Origin of the sequence: Alsobacter sp. KACC 23698, assembly GCF_045348435.1 — a bacterium.
Lineage (GTDB): Bacteria > Pseudomonadota > Alphaproteobacteria > Rhizobiales > Beijerinckiaceae > Alsobacter.
In genome coordinates this window covers 2,317,800-2,335,966 of the sequence record NZ_CP157484.1, presented here as the reverse complement: position 1 = coordinate 2,335,966, position 18,167 = coordinate 2,317,800, and the positions used below count along the sequence as shown (strand labels likewise).

At 70.7% G+C, this 18,167-nt stretch carries 14 protein-coding genes; 2 read left to right on the top strand and 12 right to left on the bottom strand.

All coding sequences use genetic code 11. From position 1 onward, the window contains the following. The first annotated feature begins 129 nt into the window (after positions 1–129). Entirely contained in the window at positions 130–3,696 is a 3,567-nt protein-coding gene (mfd, locus tag ABEG18_RS10840) for a transcription-repair coupling factor (RefSeq protein WP_406858066.1), read from the top strand. Positions 3,697–3,721: 25 nt separating this feature from the next. Here the strand turns inward: mfd and ABEG18_RS10835 are convergent, their stop codons facing one another. The 3 genes from ABEG18_RS10835 to ABEG18_RS10825 all read right to left on the bottom strand — a co-directional run bounded on the left by ABEG18_RS10835 (position 3,722) and on the right by ABEG18_RS10825 (position 7,559). Continuing rightward, on the bottom strand, positions 3,722–4,453 hold the full coding sequence (locus ABEG18_RS10835; protein WP_406858065.1) for a DsbA family oxidoreductase: 732 nt from the start codon (positions 4,451–4,453) through the stop codon (positions 3,722–3,724). A gap of 86 nt (positions 4,454–4,539) precedes the next feature. Next, positions 4,540–5,802, bottom strand: a complete 1,263-nt coding sequence (locus ABEG18_RS10830) for an AMP-binding protein (protein ID WP_406858064.1) — start codon at positions 5,800–5,802, stop codon at positions 4,540–4,542. A 44-nt stretch (positions 5,803–5,846) separates the two neighbouring features. Continuing rightward, entirely contained in the window at positions 5,847–7,559 is a 1,713-nt protein-coding gene (locus ABEG18_RS10825; protein WP_406858063.1) for an extracellular solute-binding protein, read from the bottom strand. Positions 7,560–8,007: 448 nt separating this feature from the next. Here ABEG18_RS10825 and ABEG18_RS10820 point away from each other — a divergent pair, with 448 nt between their 5' ends. Then, the gene (locus tag ABEG18_RS10820) at positions 8,008–8,778 is read left to right on the top strand and encodes an invasion associated locus B family protein (protein ID WP_406858062.1); all 771 of its coding nucleotides are present in this window, start codon (positions 8,008–8,010) and stop codon (positions 8,776–8,778) included. Between the two features lie 71 nt (positions 8,779–8,849). On the opposite strand, the gene ABEG18_RS10815 is transcribed toward ABEG18_RS10820, so the two are convergent. The 9 genes from ABEG18_RS10815 to ABEG18_RS10775 form a co-directional block, all read right to left on the bottom strand. Beyond that, positions 8,850–9,830, bottom strand: a complete 981-nt coding sequence (locus ABEG18_RS10815) for a hypothetical protein (protein WP_406858061.1) — start codon at positions 9,828–9,830, stop codon at positions 8,850–8,852. A gap of 66 nt (positions 9,831–9,896) precedes the next feature. Next, the gene (locus ABEG18_RS10810; RefSeq protein WP_406858060.1) at positions 9,897–10,292 is read right to left on the bottom strand and encodes a hypothetical protein; all 396 of its coding nucleotides are present in this window, start codon (positions 10,290–10,292) and stop codon (positions 9,897–9,899) included. Positions 10,293–10,494: 202 nt separating this feature from the next. Further along, the gene (locus ABEG18_RS10805; RefSeq protein WP_406858059.1) at positions 10,495–11,292 is read right to left on the bottom strand and encodes an MBL fold metallo-hydrolase; all 798 of its coding nucleotides are present in this window, start codon (positions 11,290–11,292) and stop codon (positions 10,495–10,497) included. Further along, complete coding sequence (locus tag ABEG18_RS10800) at positions 11,289–12,086, bottom strand: TatD family hydrolase (RefSeq protein WP_406858058.1); 798 nt, start codon at positions 12,084–12,086, stop codon at positions 11,289–11,291. Before ABEG18_RS10800 ends, ABEG18_RS10805 begins: the two co-directional genes overlap by 4 nt. A 43-nt stretch (positions 12,087–12,129) precedes the next feature. Further along, complete coding sequence (gene metG, locus ABEG18_RS10795) at positions 12,130–13,671, bottom strand: methionine--tRNA ligase (protein ID WP_406858057.1); 1,542 nt, start codon at positions 13,669–13,671, stop codon at positions 12,130–12,132. 30 nt (positions 13,672–13,701) lie between these two features. Then, entirely contained in the window at positions 13,702–14,781 is a 1,080-nt protein-coding gene (locus ABEG18_RS10790; RefSeq protein WP_406858056.1) for a DNA polymerase III subunit delta', read from the bottom strand. Further along, positions 14,782–15,456 carry a dTMP kinase gene (tmk, locus tag ABEG18_RS10785; RefSeq protein WP_406858055.1) on the bottom strand — a complete coding sequence of 225 codons (675 nt, stop codon included), beginning with the start codon at positions 15,454–15,456 and terminating at the stop codon, positions 14,782–14,784. After that, positions 15,453–16,652, bottom strand: a complete 1,200-nt coding sequence (locus ABEG18_RS10780) for a D-alanyl-D-alanine carboxypeptidase family protein (RefSeq protein ID WP_406858592.1) — start codon at positions 16,650–16,652, stop codon at positions 15,453–15,455. Before ABEG18_RS10780 ends, tmk begins: the two co-directional genes overlap by 4 nt. Before the next feature lie 179 nt (positions 16,653–16,831). After that, a complete protein-coding gene (locus ABEG18_RS10775; protein ID WP_406858054.1) occupies positions 16,832–18,001 on the bottom strand; it encodes a septal ring lytic transglycosylase RlpA family protein in 1,170 nt (389 codons plus the stop codon). Between the last annotated feature and the right edge of the window lie 166 nt (positions 18,002–18,167).

Below are 18,167 nucleotides of genomic sequence, written 5' to 3'. Positions count from 1 at the left end.
CCAGCCCGGAGCGCGGGCCCCCGGGCCCGCCTCGGACCCAGCCGGACGTCGCCCGGCGGTCTTGACCTTCTTCGCCCGGGCCCGAAAACGGGGTCCGGGTCTCTTCGCATTGGAACCGCAAGCTCCGCCATGGCCAAGCCGCAACGCCCCGCCGACCGCCTCGCCGACCTCATCGGGTCGGGCCAGAGCCTCATCCTGTCCTCCGTGCCGGACGGGCTCGACGCGATGGTGGTGGCCGATCTGGCGCGGGTGCTGGCCCGCAAGGGGCCGGAGCGGCCGGCCGTGCTCGTCTATGTGGCGCGCGACGGCCAGCGGCAGGCGCTGCTGGAGAACGGCCTGGCCTTCGTCGCGCCCGAGATCGAGGTGCTGTCGCTCCCGGCCTGGGACTGCCAGCCCTATGACCGCGTGTCGCCGAACGCCGCCGTCGCGGCCAAGCGGATGACCGTGCTGGCCCGGCTGGCGCGCTCGCGCTCGGGCGAGGACAAGCCGCGCATCCTCACCACCACGATCAACTCGATGGTGCAGCGCGTGCCGCAGATGCGGCGGATCGGGGCGGAATCCTTCTCCGCCGCGCCCGGCAACATGGTCGACACCACGGCCCTGGCCGGCTGGCTGGAGACCAACGGGTTCCAGCGCACCTCCACGGTGCGCGAGACCGGCGAATACGCGGTGCGCGGCGGCATCATCGACCTCTATGCGCCGGGCCTGCCCGCGCCGGTGCGGCTCGACTTCTTCGGCGACACGCTGGAGAGCATCCGGGCCTTCGACCCGGAGACCCAGCGCACCACCGGCCAGCTCCGGGCGCTCGATCTCGTGCCGATGAGCGAGGTCCAGCTGACGACGGAGAACATTCGGCGCTTTCGGCAGAACTACCTGTCGCTGTTCGGCGCCGCCACGCGCGACGACATGCTCTACGAGGCCGTCAGCGAGGGGCGCCGCCATCCCGGGCTGGAGCACTGGCTGCCGCTGTTCCACGAAAAGCTGGACACGCTGTTCGACTATCTGGGCGGCGCGCCCGTGCTGCTCGACCACAACGCCGACGACGCCGCGGGCGAGCGACTGGCGCAGGTTCAGGACTATTACGACGCCCGCAGGGCCGTGCTGGACAAGTCGCGCCAGCCGGGCGCGCCGTCCGGCCCGCCCTACAAGCCGCTGCCGCCGGAGATGCTCTACCTGACGCCCCAGGAATGGGCGGCCGCGCTCTCCGACGCCGCGGTGACGCGCTTCACCCCCTTCGCCCAGCCTGAAGGCGCGGGGAGGGCCGTTCTGGACATGGGCGGGCGGCAGGGACGCAGCTTCTCGGCCGAGCGGGCCCATGAGGGCGAGAGCGGCGCCGCCAATGTGTTCGACGCGACCGTCGCCCATGTCCGCGCGCTGCAGCAGGACGGCAAGCGGGTGATCCTCTCCGCCTGGTCGGAGGGCTCGCGCGAGCGCCTGGCCCATGTGCTGGGCGACCACGGACTGAAGGGCGCGGTCTCCGTGCAGGTCCTGGCGCACGCCATGGCGCAGCCGCGCAACGTCGCCACGCTGGCGGTCTGGGGCATGGAGGCAGGCTTCGAGACCGAGGACTTCGCGGTCGTCGCCGAGCAGGACATCCTGGGCGACCGGCTGGTGCGCAAGTCGCGGCGGTCCAAGCGCCCGCAGGACATGCTGGCGGAGGTCGGCAGCCTGACGCAGGGCGACCTCGTGGTGCATGTCGACCACGGCATCGGCCGCTTCGTCGGGCTGAAATCGATCGACGCCGCCGGGGCGCCGCATGACTGCCTGGAGATCCATTACGCCGGCGACACCAAGCTGTTCCTGCCGGTGGAGAACATCGAGCTCCTGTCGCGCTACGGCTCGGAGGACACCGAGGTGGCGCTCGACCGCCTGGGCGGCGGCGGATGGCAGGCCCGCAAGGCCAAGCTCAAGCAGCGCATCCGCGAGATGGCGCATGCGCTCATCAAGATCGCGGCGGCCCGGGCGCTGAAGGAGGCCCCGCGCCTCGTCGCGCCGGACGGCGTCTATGACGAGTTCGCCGCCCGCTTCCCCTATGACGAGACCGAGGACCAGCAGAACGCCATCGACTCGGTGCTCGACGATCTCGGGTCGGGCCGGCCGATGGACCGGCTGATCTGCGGCGACGTGGGCTTCGGCAAGACCGAGGTGGCCCTGCGGGCCGCCTTCGCGGCCGCTATGGCCGGCCGGCAGGTCGCCGTCGTGGTGCCCACCACGCTGCTGGCGCGCCAGCACTACAAGACCTTCGCCGAGCGCTTCCACGGCCTGCCCGTGAAGGTGGCCCAGGCCTCGCGCTTCGTGCCGGCGGCCGAGATGAAGGCCGTCAAGGCGGGGATCGCCAGCGGCGACATCGACATCGTGGTCGGCACCCACGCGCTGCTGGGCAAGGCGATCCAGTTCCGGGACCTGGCCCTGCTGATCGTCGACGAGGAGCAGCATTTCGGCGTCGCCCACAAGGAGCGCCTGAAGGACCTCAGGGCCGAGGTGCATGTACTGACGCTCTCGGCCACCCCGATCCCGCGCACGCTGCAGCTCGCCCTCACGGGCGTCCGGGAGCTCTCGATCATCGCCACGCCGCCGGTGGACCGCCTGGCGGTGCGCACCTTCGTGACCCCGTTCGACCCGCTGCTGATCCGTGAGGCGCTGCTGCGCGAACGGTATCGCGGCGGCCAGAGCTTCTATGTCTGCCCCCGCATCGAGGACATCGCGGAGGCCCGCGCCTTCCTGGCCGCTGAGGTCCCGGAGGCCAAGGTCGCCATCGCGCATGGCCAGATGGCCGCGACGGAGCTCGAGGACGTCATGACGGCCTTCTACGAAGGCAAATACGACGTGCTGCTCTCCACGGCTATCGTGGAGTCCGGCCTCGACATCCCGACCGCAAACACCCTCATCGTGCACCGGGCGGACATGTTCGGGCTGGGGCAGCTCTATCAGCTGCGCGGCCGGGTGGGGCGCGGCAAGACGCGCGCCTATGCGCTGTTCACCGTACCGGCCAACCGCACCCTCACGGTGCAGGCGGAGCGCAGGCTCAAGGTGCTGCAGTCGCTCGACACCTTGGGCGCGGGCTTCCAGCTCGCCAGCCACGATCTCGACATCCGCGGGGCGGGCAACCTGCTCGGCGACGAGCAGTCGGGCCACATCAAGGAGGTGGGCTACGAGCTCTACCAGCAGATGCTGGAGGAGGCGGTGGCCCAGCTCAAGGCCGGCGTCACGGACGAGGACATCGAGGACGGCCGCTGGTCGCCCAGCATCACCATCGGCACCCCGGTGATGATCCCGGAGCATTACGTGCCGGACCTGCACCTGCGGCTGGGGCTCTACAAGCGCCTGTCGACGCTGGACACGGACCAGGAGATCGAGGGCTTCGGGGCGGAGCTGATCGACCGGTTCGGGCCGTTGCCCGACGAGGTGAAGCAGCTGCTCGCCATCGTGGGCATCAAGGCCCTGTGCCGCCGGGCCAATGTCGAAAAGGTCGACGCCGGGCCCAAGGGCCTGATCCTGAGCTTCCGCGACAACGCCTTCGCCAACCCGGAAGGCCTCGTGCGCTATGTCGGCGAGCAGGGCTCGCTGGCCAAGGTGCGCCCCGACATGCGCATCGTGTTCATCCGCGATTTCGACGACGCCGAGGAGCGCCTGAAGGGCGCCGCCACCATCCTGCGCAACCTGGCGCGCATCGCCGAGACCAAGAAGGCGGCGTGAGGGGCTGCGGAGCGGGGAGGGGGCGCTACTCCTCGTCGGCCTCGCCGGCCGTGAAGGCTTGCGCGATGGCGCCGGCCAGGACGTCAGCGGGCTGGGCGCCGGAGGCGGCGTAGCGGCCCGCGAAGATGAAGAAGGGCACGCCCTGCACGCCGACCTGCTGGGCCTGCTCGATCTCCCGCTGGACCTCGGGGGCGGCCTCGGCCGAGCGCAGGAAGTCGGCGGCCTCCTCGCGGTCCATGCCGACCAGCGCGGCGCGGTCCGCCAGGACCTCCAGGTCGCCGATGTCGAGGCCCTCGACGAAGAAGGCGCTGAACAGCGATTCCACCAGCGCGCCCTGCACGCCCCATGTCCAAGACCAGCGGATGAGCCGGTGCGCGTCGAGCGTGTTGGGCGAGCGCCTGATCGCGTCGAAGGCGAAGGGGATGTCTTCCTCGCGACCGATCTCGACGAGGCGCGCATGGACCTCGGCGAGCCGGTCACCGAACTTGCGCGTCATGTACTCCTTGCGGTCGTGACCGCCGGCCGGGATCGTCGGATCGAGCTGGAAGGGGCGCCAGCGCACCACCACGGGCGTCTCCGGCTGCATCTCCAGCGCCTTGTCGAGGCGCCGCTTGCCGACATAGCACCAGGGGCAGACGACATCCGAGACCACGTCGATGGTGACGGGCTCGACGGCGGGGACCGGCTCCTGCGCATCGGCCTTGTCGGCCTGGCGGATCGGGTCGTCCCGGTGGGAGTCGAAGGGGTCGTGTGACATGAGCCGCTCCCGTGTGCGCGTCCTGTCGGACGCGGGGTGTTGGCCAGCAAGCTAGGGCGATCGGCGCAAAGGGCAAATCGCCGGGCTCAGGCGGGATCCACCTGCAGGATGCGGCCGCGTTCCGCGCGCACCGCATGGCCGGTCGGGATCCAGGCGAGGCCGGTGCGGGCGCCGCCGTCCTCGAAGCCGCTGACGGCGGCGCCCCGGACCTCGATCCGCTCGCCCGGGCCGGCCCGGGCCTCCAGGATCAGGGCGCCGTCAGGTTCGTCGGGCAGGCGCACGGCGTCCAGAGCGAGGCCGGGCAGGCCCTCGCTGGTTCGCGCCCCGAGCAGCATGGCGTGTTCGCCGAGCGCGACGGCGTCGATGACAGGGGACTCGCGCCGGCGCAGCCTGTCGCGCTGGTCCAGGCGCGCCGGCGGGCGATGCAGCAAGACGGTGGAGCTGAGCGTCTCGGTCCCCAGCAGGCCGGCCTGCTGCAGGGACTGCTCCAGCCCGGCTGGCGCGACCAGATGCGGCTTGACCATCATGCCGAGCTGCAGAAGCAGCGTCGCGGCGTCGAAGACGCCATGCAGGTGCAGCGTCGCCCCCGTCAGCAGCGCCGGGATGAGGCCGGTGCAGAGCGCGGCGGCGCTGACCGGCGCCAGGGTCGACAGGATGGGCTCGGCCGAGCCCAGACCGCACTGGGTGACCATCCCCAGCGCGGCGGCGGCGAGCGCCTCCTGGTCGTGCTCGATCCAGCGCGCGCCGGAGGGCCGCACGTCGAGCGTCAGGATGGGGGCGGGGGCGCCGTCCGGCGCGTCGAACGGGATGTGGAAGCCGGTGTCGACGCTGCGGATGAGGGTGTCGGAGAGGGGGATCACGCCCGCGGGCAGCCTGTCGCCGAAAGCGAGCACATAGCGCGGCCCGTCCGGCGCGGCGGCGGCGGCGCGCATGATCTCGGCCGGACGCAGGCGCCCGAGCGCGCCGACGGTCACGATGGCCTTGGCGCCGGAGGCCTGGAGCGCCTCGAGCAGCGTTTCAGGCTGCAGCCAGACCGGGAGCAGGCAGGGAACGTAGCCCGCCTTGAGGATGGCGAGCAGTGCCAGCGGCGCCTCGATCGTGCCGCCTAGCGCGACGAGGATGCGGCTGCCGCGGGCCAGGCCGATCTCCTCCAGCCGATGCACCAGCCCGTCGATGGTGGCGGCGGCCTCCGCATAGGTGCGGCGGGTGATGCGCCCGCCACTGGTCACCGGCTCGGCGAAGGCGAGGGCCTGTCCGTTGAGGTTGGCGCTGCCCTGGAACAGGTCGACGAGCGTCACCCCGGACCACGGCGCGGTCGCGGCGCTTTCGATGTCGATGGCGTGGCTCACCGCACGGCTCGCACAAATCCTGTTGCGCGTTCACCTTGCCCGAGTCAGGGCGATTCTCGCCAGAGCGTCTCGGGGAGAAAACCGAACAGCGAGGCCCGTTCGGGCCGTTTCACGGCCGCCGTGTGGGCGATCCACTGTTCGGGCTGGTTGAAGAGCGGCACGACGTAGAACTGAGACAGCAGGACGCGGTCCAGCGCGCGGGTCGCGTCGACGAAATCCGGCCGCTCGCGCGCCGACAGCATGGCCTCGATCAGGGCGTCGATGGCGGGCGATCGCGCGCCCGCATAGTTCAGCGAGCCCGACCGATCCGCCGACCGGCTTCCCCAGCGGCCATATTGCTCGTTGCCGGGGGAGGGGGAGGCGCCCCAGGTGAACTGGATCATGTCGAAATCGAAGGCCGTCAGCCGGCGCCAGTACTGCACGTCGTCGACGAGCCGCACGCGCATGTCGACGCCGATGCGCCGGAGCGCCTGCGCGAAGTTGAGGGCGAGGCGCTCCTGGACACGGCTCGCGGACACGAACTCGAAGCTGAACGGCTCGCCCGTGCGCCGGTCCCGCAACGCGCCGTCGCGCAGGACGTAGCCGGCCTCCTCCAAAAGGGCGAGCGCCCGGCGGGCCTGCTCCCGGTCGCGGCCGCTGCCGTCGGCCTGCGCCGGGGCCCAGCGCCCGTCCAGGATGTCGGAGCGCACCGCGCCGGGGAAGCGCGCCAGCAGGCTGCGTTCCGCATCCGAGGCGGGGCGGCCCGTCGAGGCGAGGTCCGAGCCCTCGAAATAGCTCGTCGTGCGGCGATAGACGCCGGCGAAGAGGTTGCGGTTCACCCAGTCGAAATCGAAGAGGAGCCCCAGCGCCTCGCGCACCCTCACATCCGCGAAGAGCGGCCGGCGCGTGTTGAAGACGAGCGCGTTCATGCCCTTGGGCGTATGCACCGCAACGGGGTCCTTCACCACGCGGCCGTCCCGGACGGCGGGAAAATCATAGCCGCCGACCCAGCGGGTGGGGCTGTCCTCCGCGCGCACATCGTAGAGGCCGCCCTTGAAGGCCTCGAACAGGCTGTTGGCGTCGCGAAAATAGTCGAACCGGATCTCGTCGGCGTTGTGCAGCCCGCGCGCGATGGGCAGGTCCCTGGCCCAGTAGTCAGGGTTGCGCCGATAGGTGACGCTCTCGCCGGGCTTCACGGCGGCGACCACATAGGGCCCCGTGCCGACCGGCGGGGCGAGGTTGGTCTGTTCGAAGGTCTCCGGGTTCATGGCGTGGCGGGCGAAGACCGGCATCAGGGCCAGGATCAGAGGCAGTTCGCGGTCGTCCGCGCCGGCGAGGTCGAACCGCACGGTCCGGTCGTCCGGGGCTTCGGCCTTGGCGACCTTCCCGTACCAGCTCCTGAAGTTCGGCTTTCCCTTCTCCTTCAGCAGGTTGAAGGTGAACAGCACGTCCGCCGCGGTCACCGGAACGCCGTCGGAGAACCGGGCCTTGGGGTTCAGCCGGAACTGCACCCAGCTGCGATCGTCCGGCGTCTCGATGGTCTCGGCGACCAGCCCATAGAGCGAGAACGGCTCGTCGAAGGACCGCGCCATCAGGCCCTGGAAGACGAGCGCCGTCGGGGGCGCGACGCCCTGGGCCGCGATGCCGCGGACCGCAAAGGGGTTCAGCGTGTCGAACGTGCCCTGCACGCCGAAGACGATGCGGCCGCCCTTGGGCGCGTCCGGGTTGACATAGGGGAGGGCGGCGAAGCCGGGCGGCAGCGCCGGTTCGCCATGCATGGCGACGCCGTGCCTCGGTTGGGGCCAGGCCGGGTCCGCGACGACCGCCCCGGCGCAGAACAGGGCGAGAAACCCCAGCGCGAGAGTCTGGAAGGGACGGCGTCTCGGCCGCCGGCCAGCGTTGATTCGAGCGTTTGTGACCACGGCGCAGCCTATCATGGCCCGTCATGACGGCGGCAAGCCGGCCATCGGCCAGGTTGCGCTGCGGTTGAATGGCGACTTTTCGGCTGGAAACCCTTGATGGAACAAGCTATGAGGCATCGGCCTCGTCATCCTGACGCCTCAATCAGCGCCGATGCAGCGGGCTGGGATCGTCGGGACTGTCTTGGCCATCCGGCGCGCGCGCTCCGTCGATGGGCTGATTGTCCCGCGCGGGTCGGGCGTCGCTCATTCGATCTCTTCGCCGGCAGCCGCCGTCGTCCCATCCAATCGAAGAGGAAATATCCTGATGTCTTTCGACCGGTGGTCCGCTCTGCGCCCGCGCCGGCTGGCGCTCCTCACCGCCGCCTCCTTGATGGTCGCTGCGCCGGCGCTCGCCCAGACGAAGCCTGCTGCCCCCAAGCCCGCCGCACCGGCGTCCCCCGCGCAGCCCGCCGCCCCGCAGGGGCAGGCCGCCGCGCCGCAGGGCCCCACGGTGGTGCAGGTGAAGCCCGAGCCGTCCCAGGCCGACTGGGTGAAGGTGTGCGGCAAGGATCCGGCCGCCGGCAAGGAAATCTGCTACACGACCCGTGACTTCGTCTCCGACCAGGGCCAGCCGGTCCTCGCCGTCGCCGTCTATGACGTGAAGGGCGACGCCAACAAGATCGTGCGCTTCCTGATGCCGCTCGGCCTGCTGCTGCAGCCGGGCATTCGCTACGCGGCGGACAATGGCGGCGCCCAGAGCGGCCGCTACGCGATCTGCTTCCCGAACGGCTGCTTCGCCGAGGGGCCGGTGAAGGAGGACGTGATCAACTCCTTCAAAAAGGCCACGAACCTCAACATCAGCGTGCAGAACCAGTTCACGCGCGAAGTGACGTTCCAGGTGCCGATGGCCGGCTTCGGCAAGGCCTATGACGGCGCGCCGATCGACCCGGCGGTGCTGGAGCAGCAGCAAAAGCAACTCCAGGAGCAGATGCAGAAGCAGGCCGACGACATGCGCAAGAAGCTCGAGCAGAGCGGCGGCGCGGCCCCGGCCCCCGGCGCGGCCGCTCCCGCCCCGGCGACGCCGCCGAAGCCCTGATCGCGGGCCGGCAGCCTCGATATCTGCGCAGCGGGCGGGCCTGAAAGGGCCCGCCCGCTGGCGTTTGCTGATCAGTCCGCGTCGGTGGCGAGCGCCTTCACGATGGCGGCCTCGATCTCCTGCGCGACCGCGCCCGTCATGTGCGAGCCGTCCCAGAAGGATTCCTTGCTGCGGCTGACCGGCGTGTCGCGATGGAAGTCGAGGAAGCGCGTGTGGGGACGCTGCGTGGCGATCGCGGCGATGCGGGCCTTGCACGCGGCCTCGGCGGCGTCCTCGCGCGAACCTGGCGGGGCCAGCAGCGGCGCGTAGACGGGCGGGGCGACGATCACGACCCTGGTCGTGGAGGGCAGGGCCTGGATCCTGTCGCTGAGCGCCTCGACGGCCGGGAAGGGACCATCGAACCGGGCCATCGGCCGCTTCTGGCTGGCGTCGATCCGGGTAGCGGCGGCCGCCTCGGCCCAGACCTTGTTGGCCTCGTAGTTCCAGAACCCGTCGGCGTCGGCCAGGCTCGTGGCGCGGGCGGAACCTGTCAGCAGCGTGACGGCATCCTCGACCAGGGTGTAGCGGAACGCCCCGCGCAGATAGGCGGCGAGCCCAGGCGCGTAGAGCCAGAACGGGAACGGCCCGACCTGCAGGCTCTGGCTCGCCCCCAAGCCGGTCCGGCATGTGAACTCGTCGACGCCGAAGATGAGGATGCGCGGCGGGGCAGGGCGCCAGCGCATGAAATAATCGAGCACCGCAAGTTGCTCCGGGATCCCGGAGCCCGGCACGATCAGCGACGCGAAGGTCGCGCCGGTGGCGGCCCCGAGCCGCGCCGGCGACAGCAGCTGCACATGGGAGTTGCCGAGCACGGCTGCGTCGAAGCGGGCGTTCCGGGCGCGGCTGGCGTTGGCCGTTCGCGGCGCCTGCTCGCGGGTGAAGCCGAGGCCCAGGCCCCTAATGCGGCCGGTGTCATAAGGATCCACGACCAGGATCAGCGCCGCCACGGCCGCCGCGGCGGCGACGGCGGTCACGGCCCAGACCTGAAGGATCGCGCGCCAAGGGTTCGTCATCGCGCGAAGCCGTAAGGCGTTCGCCATGGCGATTCAACCCTGCGTCGTCAGCTCAGTGCAGGCTCTTCAATGCTGCGGAAGTCTTCTGCGCGCCATCTCGGCGACGCAGGCCGCGAAGGCGTCCGATTCCACCGGCTTTTCGAAAACCGGCACATGGCCATATCGCGCGGGAATGTCTTGCGCCGCACAGCCCGTCACGAACAGGCACGGCACGCCAAGGCCGTCGGCCAGATCGACGAGCGGATAGGACGTCTCGGTCCCAATGGTGACGTTGAGGACGGCCGCGTTCAGCTCCAGGTGCCGGGCCGACAGACAGCGGAACGCCTCGGCCAGATCGGGAATGGGTCCGAGCACCTGGGCGCCGAAGTCCATCAGGGCGTCCGCCAGGCAGCGGCCCAGAAGCCCGTTGTCCTCGACCAGAAGAACCCGAAAGCCCGTGAGATCGGTCTCGACGTCGGTCATCACGTCCACCGTCGCTGCAGCCGCCGGCCCCGCGCAAGGCAACGGACGAGAGCCGGCATCGCTCCATGACGGGCGCAGGGACGGGGTCAAAGCGTACGCGGGCCGCAGGTCTGCCGGCCCAGGTCGGGCTGCCCGTCATTCGCATAAGATATATTATGGAACCTCAATGGGCGACGGCGCCGGGCCGAAGCCGCAGGACCGCTCAGGCCTCCAGCACCATGCCGTCATAGGCCGGCTCCACGCCGGGCGGCAGATCGCGTTGCAGCGCCTCGTAGTCGAGGTCGGTGTGCAGGTTGGTGACCACTGCGCGCCGCGGCTTCATGCGGGCGATCCAGTCGAGCGTCTCGGGCAGCGAGAAATGGGTCGGGTGCGGCGTCGGCCGCAGCGCATCCACGATCCACAGGTCGAGGCCCTCGAGCAGCGGCAGGCTCGCGTCGGGAATCGCATTGACGTCAGGCGTATAGGCCACGGCGCCGAAGCGGAATCCGAGCGCATCGTAGTTTGGGCCGTGATGCACCGGGATCGGCAGCGCCTCGACCACGCCGCCGGCGCCATCCACCACCACGGGATGGCCGGGCGTGATCCGGAACTCGCGCAGGATCGGCGGGTAGTCGCTGCCCGGCGGCGACGCGAAGCAGTACGAGAACCTGTGGCGCAGCAGGTCGGAGGTCGTCTGGTCCATGAAGGCCGGCAGCACCCGGCGCATGTGGATGACGAGCGGCCGGACGTCGTCGATGCCATGCGTGTGGTCGGCGTGGTCATGGGTGTAGAGCAGCGCGTCGAGGTGGCGCACATCGGCGGAGAGCAACTGCTCGCGCGCGTCCGGCGACGTGTCGACCAGAACGCTGGTGACGCCGTCGCGGCCCGTCCGCTCGACCAGAATCGAGCAGCGCCGGCGGCGGTTCCGCGGGTTCGCCGGATCGCATCGGCCCCAGCCGCCGCCGACCCGCGGCACACCGCCGGACGAGCCGCATCCCAGGATGGTGATCCGGACCGTCATGCGGCGCTGGCCCGCACCGGGCGCACGGCCTTGTCGAAGAGCCGGAAGAAGTTGTCCGTCGTGGCCTGGGCCATGGCGTCGGGGCTCACGCCCTTGACCCTGGCGAGCACGGCGTTGGTGTGGACCACATAGGCCGGCTCGTTGCGCTTCCCGCGATGCGGAGGCGGCGCCAGATAGGGCGCGTCCGTCTCCACCAGCAGCCGGTCCAGCGGCACCTCGGCGGCGATGGCCCGGATCTCCTCGGAGCGGTTGAAGGTGAGGATGCCCGAGAAGGAGACGTAGAGGCCCAGCCGGAGGCCGGCGCGGGCCAGCTCCGGCCCGGACGAGAAGCAGTGGAGAACCGCCTTGAAGGCGCCCTGCCCGGTCTCGTCCTCCAGGATGCGGATCATGTCCTCGTCGGCGTCGCGCGCGTGGATCACGAGCGGAAGCCCGGTGGCGCGCGCCGCCGCGATGTGGGTGCGGAATACGCGCTCGGACACGTCTTTCGGGCTGTAGCCGTAGTGATAGTCGAGCCCGGCCTCGCCGATGCCGACGCAGCGCGGATGCGCGGCCAGCGTGACGAGGTCGTCCGCCGACACGTCCGGCTCCTCGGCGGCCTGATGCGGATGCGTGCCGATGGTGAAGAACACGTCCGCGTAGCGCTCCGCCAGGGCGCGATAGGCCTGCGCCTTGGCGACCCGGGTCGAGATGGTCAGCATGGCGCCGACGCCCGCCGCACGGGCCCGCGCCACGACGTCGTCGAGCTCGGGCGCGAAGTCCGGGAAGTCCAGGTGGCAATGGCTGTCGACGAGCATGGGATCTTCTAACACGATATAAGTTTCAGGGCCTTATAGCCGATCATTCAGGTTCTACATAACGCGGGAAGATGGGCGAGGGCGCCGGCAGCGCCGTCCCCGGGGCGATCCGGGCCCCCTCCCCGACCTGGGCGAAATCGCGCGCCTGCGCCGGAACGCCGAGCAGGTCCAGCAGCTTGCCGGCGGCCTGCGGGATCACCGGCTGGGCCATGATGGCGATGGCGCGCAGGACCTCGGCGGTGACATAGAGCACCGTCGCGAAACGCTCCGGGTCGCTCTTGCGCTTCACCCAGGGCTCTTCGTTGGCGAAGTAGCGGTTGGCGTCGCCCACGACGCGCCAGATCTCGGCTAGCATGCTGTGGAGGGCGAGGTTCTCCATGGCGTCGCGCGCGCGCTGCGGCAGGGCGTCCGCGGCGGCCAGGATGGCGGCGTCCGCGGGCGTCAGCGGCCCGGGCGCGGGCACCACTCCGTCGAGATTCTTGGCCACCATGGACAGCGAGCGCTGCGCCAGGTTGCCCAGGTCATTGGCGAGGTCGGCGTTAATGCGCCCGACGATCGCCTCGTGCGAGTAATTGCCGTCCTGCCCGAACGGGACCTCGCGCAGGAAGAAGTAACGCAGCTGGTCCACGCCGTAATGCTCGGCCAGCGTGAACGGGTCGATGACGTTGCCGACCGACTTCGACATCTTCTCCCCGCGGTTGAACAGGAAGCCGTGGCCGAAGACGCGCTTGGGCAGGGGCCAGTCGGCCGACATCAGGAAGGCCGGCCAGTAGACCGTGTGGAAGCGGACGATGTCCTTGCCGATGATGTGCACGTCCGCCGGCCAGAAATGCGCCCGCGGCGTGTCGTGCGGATAACCGGTCGCGGTGACGTAGTTGGTCAGCGCGTCGACCCAGACATACATGACGTGCTTGGGGTCGCCCGGCACCGGGATGCCCCAGTCGAAGGCGGTTCGGCTGACCGAGAGATCCTTGAGGCCGCCGCGGACGAAGCTGGCGATCTCGTTGCGGCGCTCCTCCGGGGAGATGAAGTTGGGCTGCTGCTCATAGAGCGCCAGCAGCCGGTCCTGGTAGGCGGACAGACGGAAGAAATAGCTCTCCTCCTCTACCCACTCCACGGGCGCGCCGGACGGCCCGCGCCGGACCTGGTCGGGGCCGACGTTGGTCTCGCTTTCGGCGTAGTAGGCCTCGTCCCGCACCGAGTACCAGCCGGCGTAGGCGGCCAGATAGATGTCGCCCTTGGCCTCCATGCGCTTCCAGATCTCCTGGCAGGCGCGATGGTGCCGCTCTTCGGTGGTGCGGATGAAGTCGTCGTTGGAGGCGTTCAGCGCGGCGGCCATGGCGCGGAAGACCGCGGCGTTGCGGTCGGCCAGCTCCTGGGCGGTGACGCCCTCGCGCGCCGCCGTCTGCAGCATCTTCTGCCCGTGCTCGTCGGTGCCGGTGAGGAAGAAGACGTCGAAGCCGTCGAGGCGCTTGAAGCGCGCGATCGCGTCGGTGGCGATCAGCTCATAGGCGTGCCCAATATGCGGAGCGCCGTTGGGATAGGAAATCGCAGTGGTGATGTAATAGCTCGGCTTTTCAGCCATGACGGCCTCGGTCTCTCACAAAACGGAGCCTCAGGCCGCGCGCGACGCCCGGAGCGCGTCCGAGAGGTCCGAGAATAGGGTCAGGACAAGCGCCCGGCGGTCCAGATTATAGGTGTCCGTCTCTCGCACCGAGCGCGCCACCTTGTCCCATACCTCCGCCAGGGGTGCAAGGCGGCGGGCGCCCTCCCCGGCCCGGGCCGCGGTCTGCTCGCCCAGCCACGCGAAGATGGTCTCCACCGCCGTCTCATAGGCCGCGTCGTTGGCCTTGCCGGCCAGCCCTTCGGCGATGGCGTGGGCGTCCTTCCAGTCCAGCGCCGGCAGGCGGTCCAGGGCGGCGCGGACATGCTCGACGATGGCGAGCAGTCCCTCGTCCATCAACTTGTAGGCGCCGCGCACCGACCCGTCGGCCAGGGCGGCCGCCCGGTCGATGAGCGCGGCGTCCGGCGCCTCGCCTTCGTCCATGGGCGCCGACCGGACGGCGCGCCCGATATCGGCGGGCCGCAGGGTGCGAAAGCCCAGCAGGCGGCACCGCGACCGGATGGTCGGAAGCAGCCGACCCGGCATGTGGGACACGATCAAAAACAAGGACTTGGGCGGCGGTTCTTCAATCACTTTCAGAAGCGCGTTGGCGCCCTGCACGTTGAGGTCCTCGGCGCAGTCGACGATGCAGACGCGCCAGCCTCCCTCCCCGGCGGTCGAGCCGAAGAAGGACACCGCCTTGCGGACCAGATCCACCGGGATCTGCGACGGCATGGACTTCTTCTCCAGATTCCATTGCCGGCGGACCACGAACAGGCTGGTGTGGGCCAGCGCCGCCACGCGGCGCGCGACCGCGCTGCCGGGCGGGGTGGCGAGGTCGCGCGCCTCCCGCACGTCGGGGGAGCGCTGGTCCGGATGCGCGAGGACGAAGCGGGCGGCGCGATAGGCGAAGGTGGCCTTTCCGACGCCCTCCGGTCCGCCCAGGATCCAGGCGTGAGGGAACCGCCCTCCCCGGTAGGCGTCCAGAAAGGCGGTCTCGGCGGCCGACTGCCCGACCAGCGCCGACGCCATCCGCGGATGCGGCGCGCCGTCCAGACGATCGGCCTCGGGGACGTCCTGGTCCTGCGCCATCTAGCTCGCGCGCTCCCTGGCCTTGTGCGGCGCGACCAGCCGCGCATCGACGACGCACATCAGGGAGGCCGTCACGGCGTCGGGGTCGAGGCTGGCGTCGACGACTGCGCAGCGCTGCGGATCGCGGTGGGCGATGTGCAGGAAGGCCTGCCGGAGCCGCTCGTGGAACGCCAGCGATTCCTGCTCGAAGCGGTCGACCTCGCCCGTGCCTCGCCGGCGGGACGCCCGCGCCAGGCCGACGGCGGCGGGAAGGTCCAGCACGAGCGTGAGGTCGGGCCTGGCGTCGCCGACGGCGATGCGCTCCAGCGCGCCCAACGTGTCGTCGTCGAGGCCGCCCAGAGCGCCCTGATAGGCCCGGGTGGAGTCGGCGAAGCGGTCGCAGACCACCCATGTCCCGCGCTCCAGGGCCGGCCGGATCGTCTTCTCGACATGGTCGGCGCGCGCGGCGGCGAACAACAGCGCCTCTGCCACCGGGGCCAGCCGCTCGGCCGAGCCCGACAGGATGACGGCGCGGATCTCCTCGGCCCGCGGCGAGCCGCCGGGCTCGCGCGTGGCGATGGCGTCGACGCCCCTCTGGGCCAGGGCCGCGACGAGCCGGGCGGCCTGGGTCGACTTGCCTGTCCCCTCCCCGCCTTCCAGCGTGATGAAGCGGCCGCGGCCGTGCGCCTGGCTCACGACCCGGACTTCTGGAACTTGCTGCGGACGAAGCCGACGGCGAACTCGGTCGCGGCGTCCATGGCGCGCTTGGTCAGCGAGCCAGGCTCGGAGGCCTCGTCCGCATAGACCGGAAGATCCAGCACCTGCGTCTCGCCGCGCATGATGCGCATGCGGCCGATCTCCTGCCCGGCCTTCACGGGCGGGCGCAGCGGGCCCTGGTAGACGATCCGGCCGCTGAGGCGCTCCGTGCTGCCCCGGGGCGTCAGCACCTTCACGGGACCGCCGGCGACCAGCCTGACGGAGCCGGGCTGGCCGCCGAACACCTTGGCTTCGCCGACGGCGGCGCCGGCCGGGAAGACCTCCTTGGCCTCGAAGGAGCGGAAGCCCCAGTTGAGGATGCGCCGCGCCTCCTCCGACCGGTCCTTGGACGTCTTCAGCCCGTTGACGACCACGATCAGCCGCTGGCCGTTCTGCACGGCCGAGCCGACCAGCCCGAAGCCCGATTCGCCGACATTGCCGGTCTTCAGGCCGTCGGCGCCGACATCCAGCGTCAGCAGCGGGTTTCGGTTCTGCTGGCGAATCTTGTTCCAGGTGAATTCGCGCAGGGCGAACACCTTGTACTGCTCCGGATAGGTCTTGATGATGTGATGGGCCAGGATCGCGAGTTCGCGCGCGGTCACCCGCTGGTCCGGATCCGGCAGGCCCGTGGCGTTGGTGAAGGTCGACTTCGTCATCCCGAGCTCGCGCGCCCGGGCCGTCATGCGGGAGGCGAACGCTCCCTCGCTGCCGGCCAGCCCCTCGGCGACCGCGATCGCGGCGTCGTTGCCGGACTGCACGGCGATGCCGGGGATCAGGTCGGAGATCTTCACCCGGCTGTTCAGCGCGGCGAACATCGACGACCCGCCCGAGGGGCCGCCGCCTCGCCGCCAGGCGCTCTCGGAGATCAGGAACTCGTCGTCCGGCTTGACCTTGCCCTCGGCCAGGGCCTTGAACAGCAGCTCGATGGTCATGAGCTTGGCCATGCTGGCCGGCACCATGAGTTCGTCCGCGGCCTTCTCGTAAAGCACCGCGCCGCTCTCGAAGTCCATCAGGATGGCGTAGGGCGCCGAGGTCTGGAAGCCTTGCTGGGCGCCGCCCTGCTGCTGCGCCCGAACCGGCTCGATGGAGATCGCGACGCCGGCGAGGGCCAGCAGCGCGCAGAGCGCGGCCGTCATCCCGGCGCGCCAGTACGGCGCCCGGCCCTTCGGAGGCCCGCCACCCGAATCGTCGAAGGAAATCCACCGCATCGCCGCCATCCTTGCGTCCCGCCGCGCAGAATGGGCGGGCGAACCGGAGAAATCAACGGCGACCGACAGGTTTGTCCCGCCCGCAGGCGGACCGGCTCGGGTTCAGGTCAGAACTGGGCGCCCGAACGGAGCGGAACGAAGTTCTGCTGGATGAGGCGGCCCATCGGGTCGTCCTTGCGGAAGGACGAGGCCATGGGCTCGGCCTGCGCATAGAACAGGCCGGCCGTCACGGCGCCGCCGGTCTGGGCCGTGCGGCGGACGGGAGCCGCCACGGGCTTGGCGGCGTTCGGGATCGTGCCGAGGTCGAAGGGGCGGTCGGGAGGCAGCGGCACGCCGGGCGCCGGGCGCCCAAGCGGCAGCGCCGCGACGACGGGCGAGGACGCGGCCGGCTGCGCCGTGCGGGGCGCGGCGATGGTGCGGGACGGCTGGACCGGGGCGGCGGCCTCCTGGGCCGAGTCGTCCTCCGGCTCCTGCGCCGGCGCGGCGGGGGCCTGCCGGGCGGCGAGGATGGGCTGCGGCGCGTAGGCCGGCTCGGCGCTGGCCACCAGGGTGGCGGAGCCGCGCAGCTGCGCCGGCAGGCCGTCATTGCGGAGCGTGGCGTAGAGCCGCTCGTCGTCGCTGCCCGAGAGCGCGGCCCGACCGACATAGTCCACCCGCACCCGGGCGGTGCCGATGTGCTTGAAGCGCAGCGACTCGGCGACGCGCTGGCTCACATCGATGAGACGGTTGCCGTGATAGGGCCCGCGATCATTGACGCGAGCGATCATCGAGTAGCCGTTGTCCATGTTGGTGACGCGGATATAGCTGGGCAGCGGCAGCGTCGGATGGGCGGCGGTGATCGAGTTGCGGTCGAACACCTCGCCATTGGCGGTGAGCCGTCCATGGAAGGCCGAGCCGTACCAGGAGGCCGTGCCGACGCTGGAATAGTTCGGGATCTCGCGCGGCGTATAGAGCCGCCCGGCCACCACATAGGGCTTGCCGACGAGGTCGCGGCCGCCGCCCTTGGGCACCGGCTGGCCGTCGGCCACCACGCGCGGGCTGGCGCTGACGCCGTATTTCGGATCGACGCCGCCGCCGCGGGCGACCCGCGTCGGAGACGATGAGCAGTTGGCCGCCACGAGGCCGATCGCGATCGCCGCGCCGATGCGCGCGCCGCGCGACAGCGCCGTCCCGCGGGAGACCGACAGGAACGAAGCGGATGAAGACTGGAGGATCGAGAGACGGGACGATGATACGGATGCGACGGCTGGGTCGGTTGAAATCCGGTTCAGTCCCATCTGCTCACCCTTTTGCGACGCTTTCCGCCGTGTCTCTCGGCAGGCCGGCCGCGAGCGCAACCTGTCGCCCGCACCCGACATGTCTGCCGGGATCCCATGAACGTCCGGTTAATCCTGACGTCATCGGCAGGGCGACGGTTAACGCGACGCTGACGCTTCGCCACGA

Bases quoted from the DNA above. Each gene is read 5' to 3' on its own strand.
- mfd (WP_406858066.1), top strand. From the start codon at position 130: ATGGCCAAGCCGCAACGCCCCGCCGACCGCCTCGCCGACCTCATCGGG.
- ABEG18_RS10835 (WP_406858065.1), bottom strand. From the start codon at position 4,453: ATGTCACACGACCCCTTCGACTCCCACCGGGACGACCCGATCCGCCAG.
- ABEG18_RS10825 (WP_406858063.1), bottom strand. From the start codon at position 7,559: ATGCATGGCGAACCGGCGCTGCCGCCCGGCTTCGCCGCCCTCCCCTAT.
- ABEG18_RS10820 (WP_406858062.1), top strand. From the start codon at position 8,008: ATGTCTTTCGACCGGTGGTCCGCTCTGCGCCCGCGCCGGCTGGCGCTC.
- ABEG18_RS10815 (WP_406858061.1), bottom strand. From the start codon at position 9,830: ATGACGAACCCTTGGCGCGCGATCCTTCAGGTCTGGGCCGTGACCGCC.
- ABEG18_RS10810 (WP_406858060.1), bottom strand. From the start codon at position 10,292: ATGACCGACGTCGAGACCGATCTCACGGGCTTTCGGGTTCTTCTGGTC.
- ABEG18_RS10805 (WP_406858059.1), bottom strand. From the start codon at position 11,292: ATGACGGTCCGGATCACCATCCTGGGATGCGGCTCGTCCGGCGGTGTG.
- ABEG18_RS10800 (WP_406858058.1), bottom strand. From the start codon at position 12,086: ATGCTCGTCGACAGCCATTGCCACCTGGACTTCCCGGACTTCGCGCCC.
- metG (WP_406858057.1), bottom strand. From the start codon at position 13,671: ATGGCTGAAAAGCCGAGCTATTACATCACCACTGCGATTTCCTATCCC.
- ABEG18_RS10790 (WP_406858056.1), bottom strand. From the start codon at position 14,781: ATGGCGCAGGACCAGGACGTCCCCGAGGCCGATCGTCTGGACGGCGCG.
- ABEG18_RS10780 (WP_406858592.1), bottom strand. From the start codon at position 16,652: ATGACGGCCGCGCTCTGCGCGCTGCTGGCCCTCGCCGGCGTCGCGATC.
- ABEG18_RS10775 (WP_406858054.1), bottom strand. From the start codon at position 18,001: ATGGGACTGAACCGGATTTCAACCGACCCAGCCGTCGCATCCGTATCA.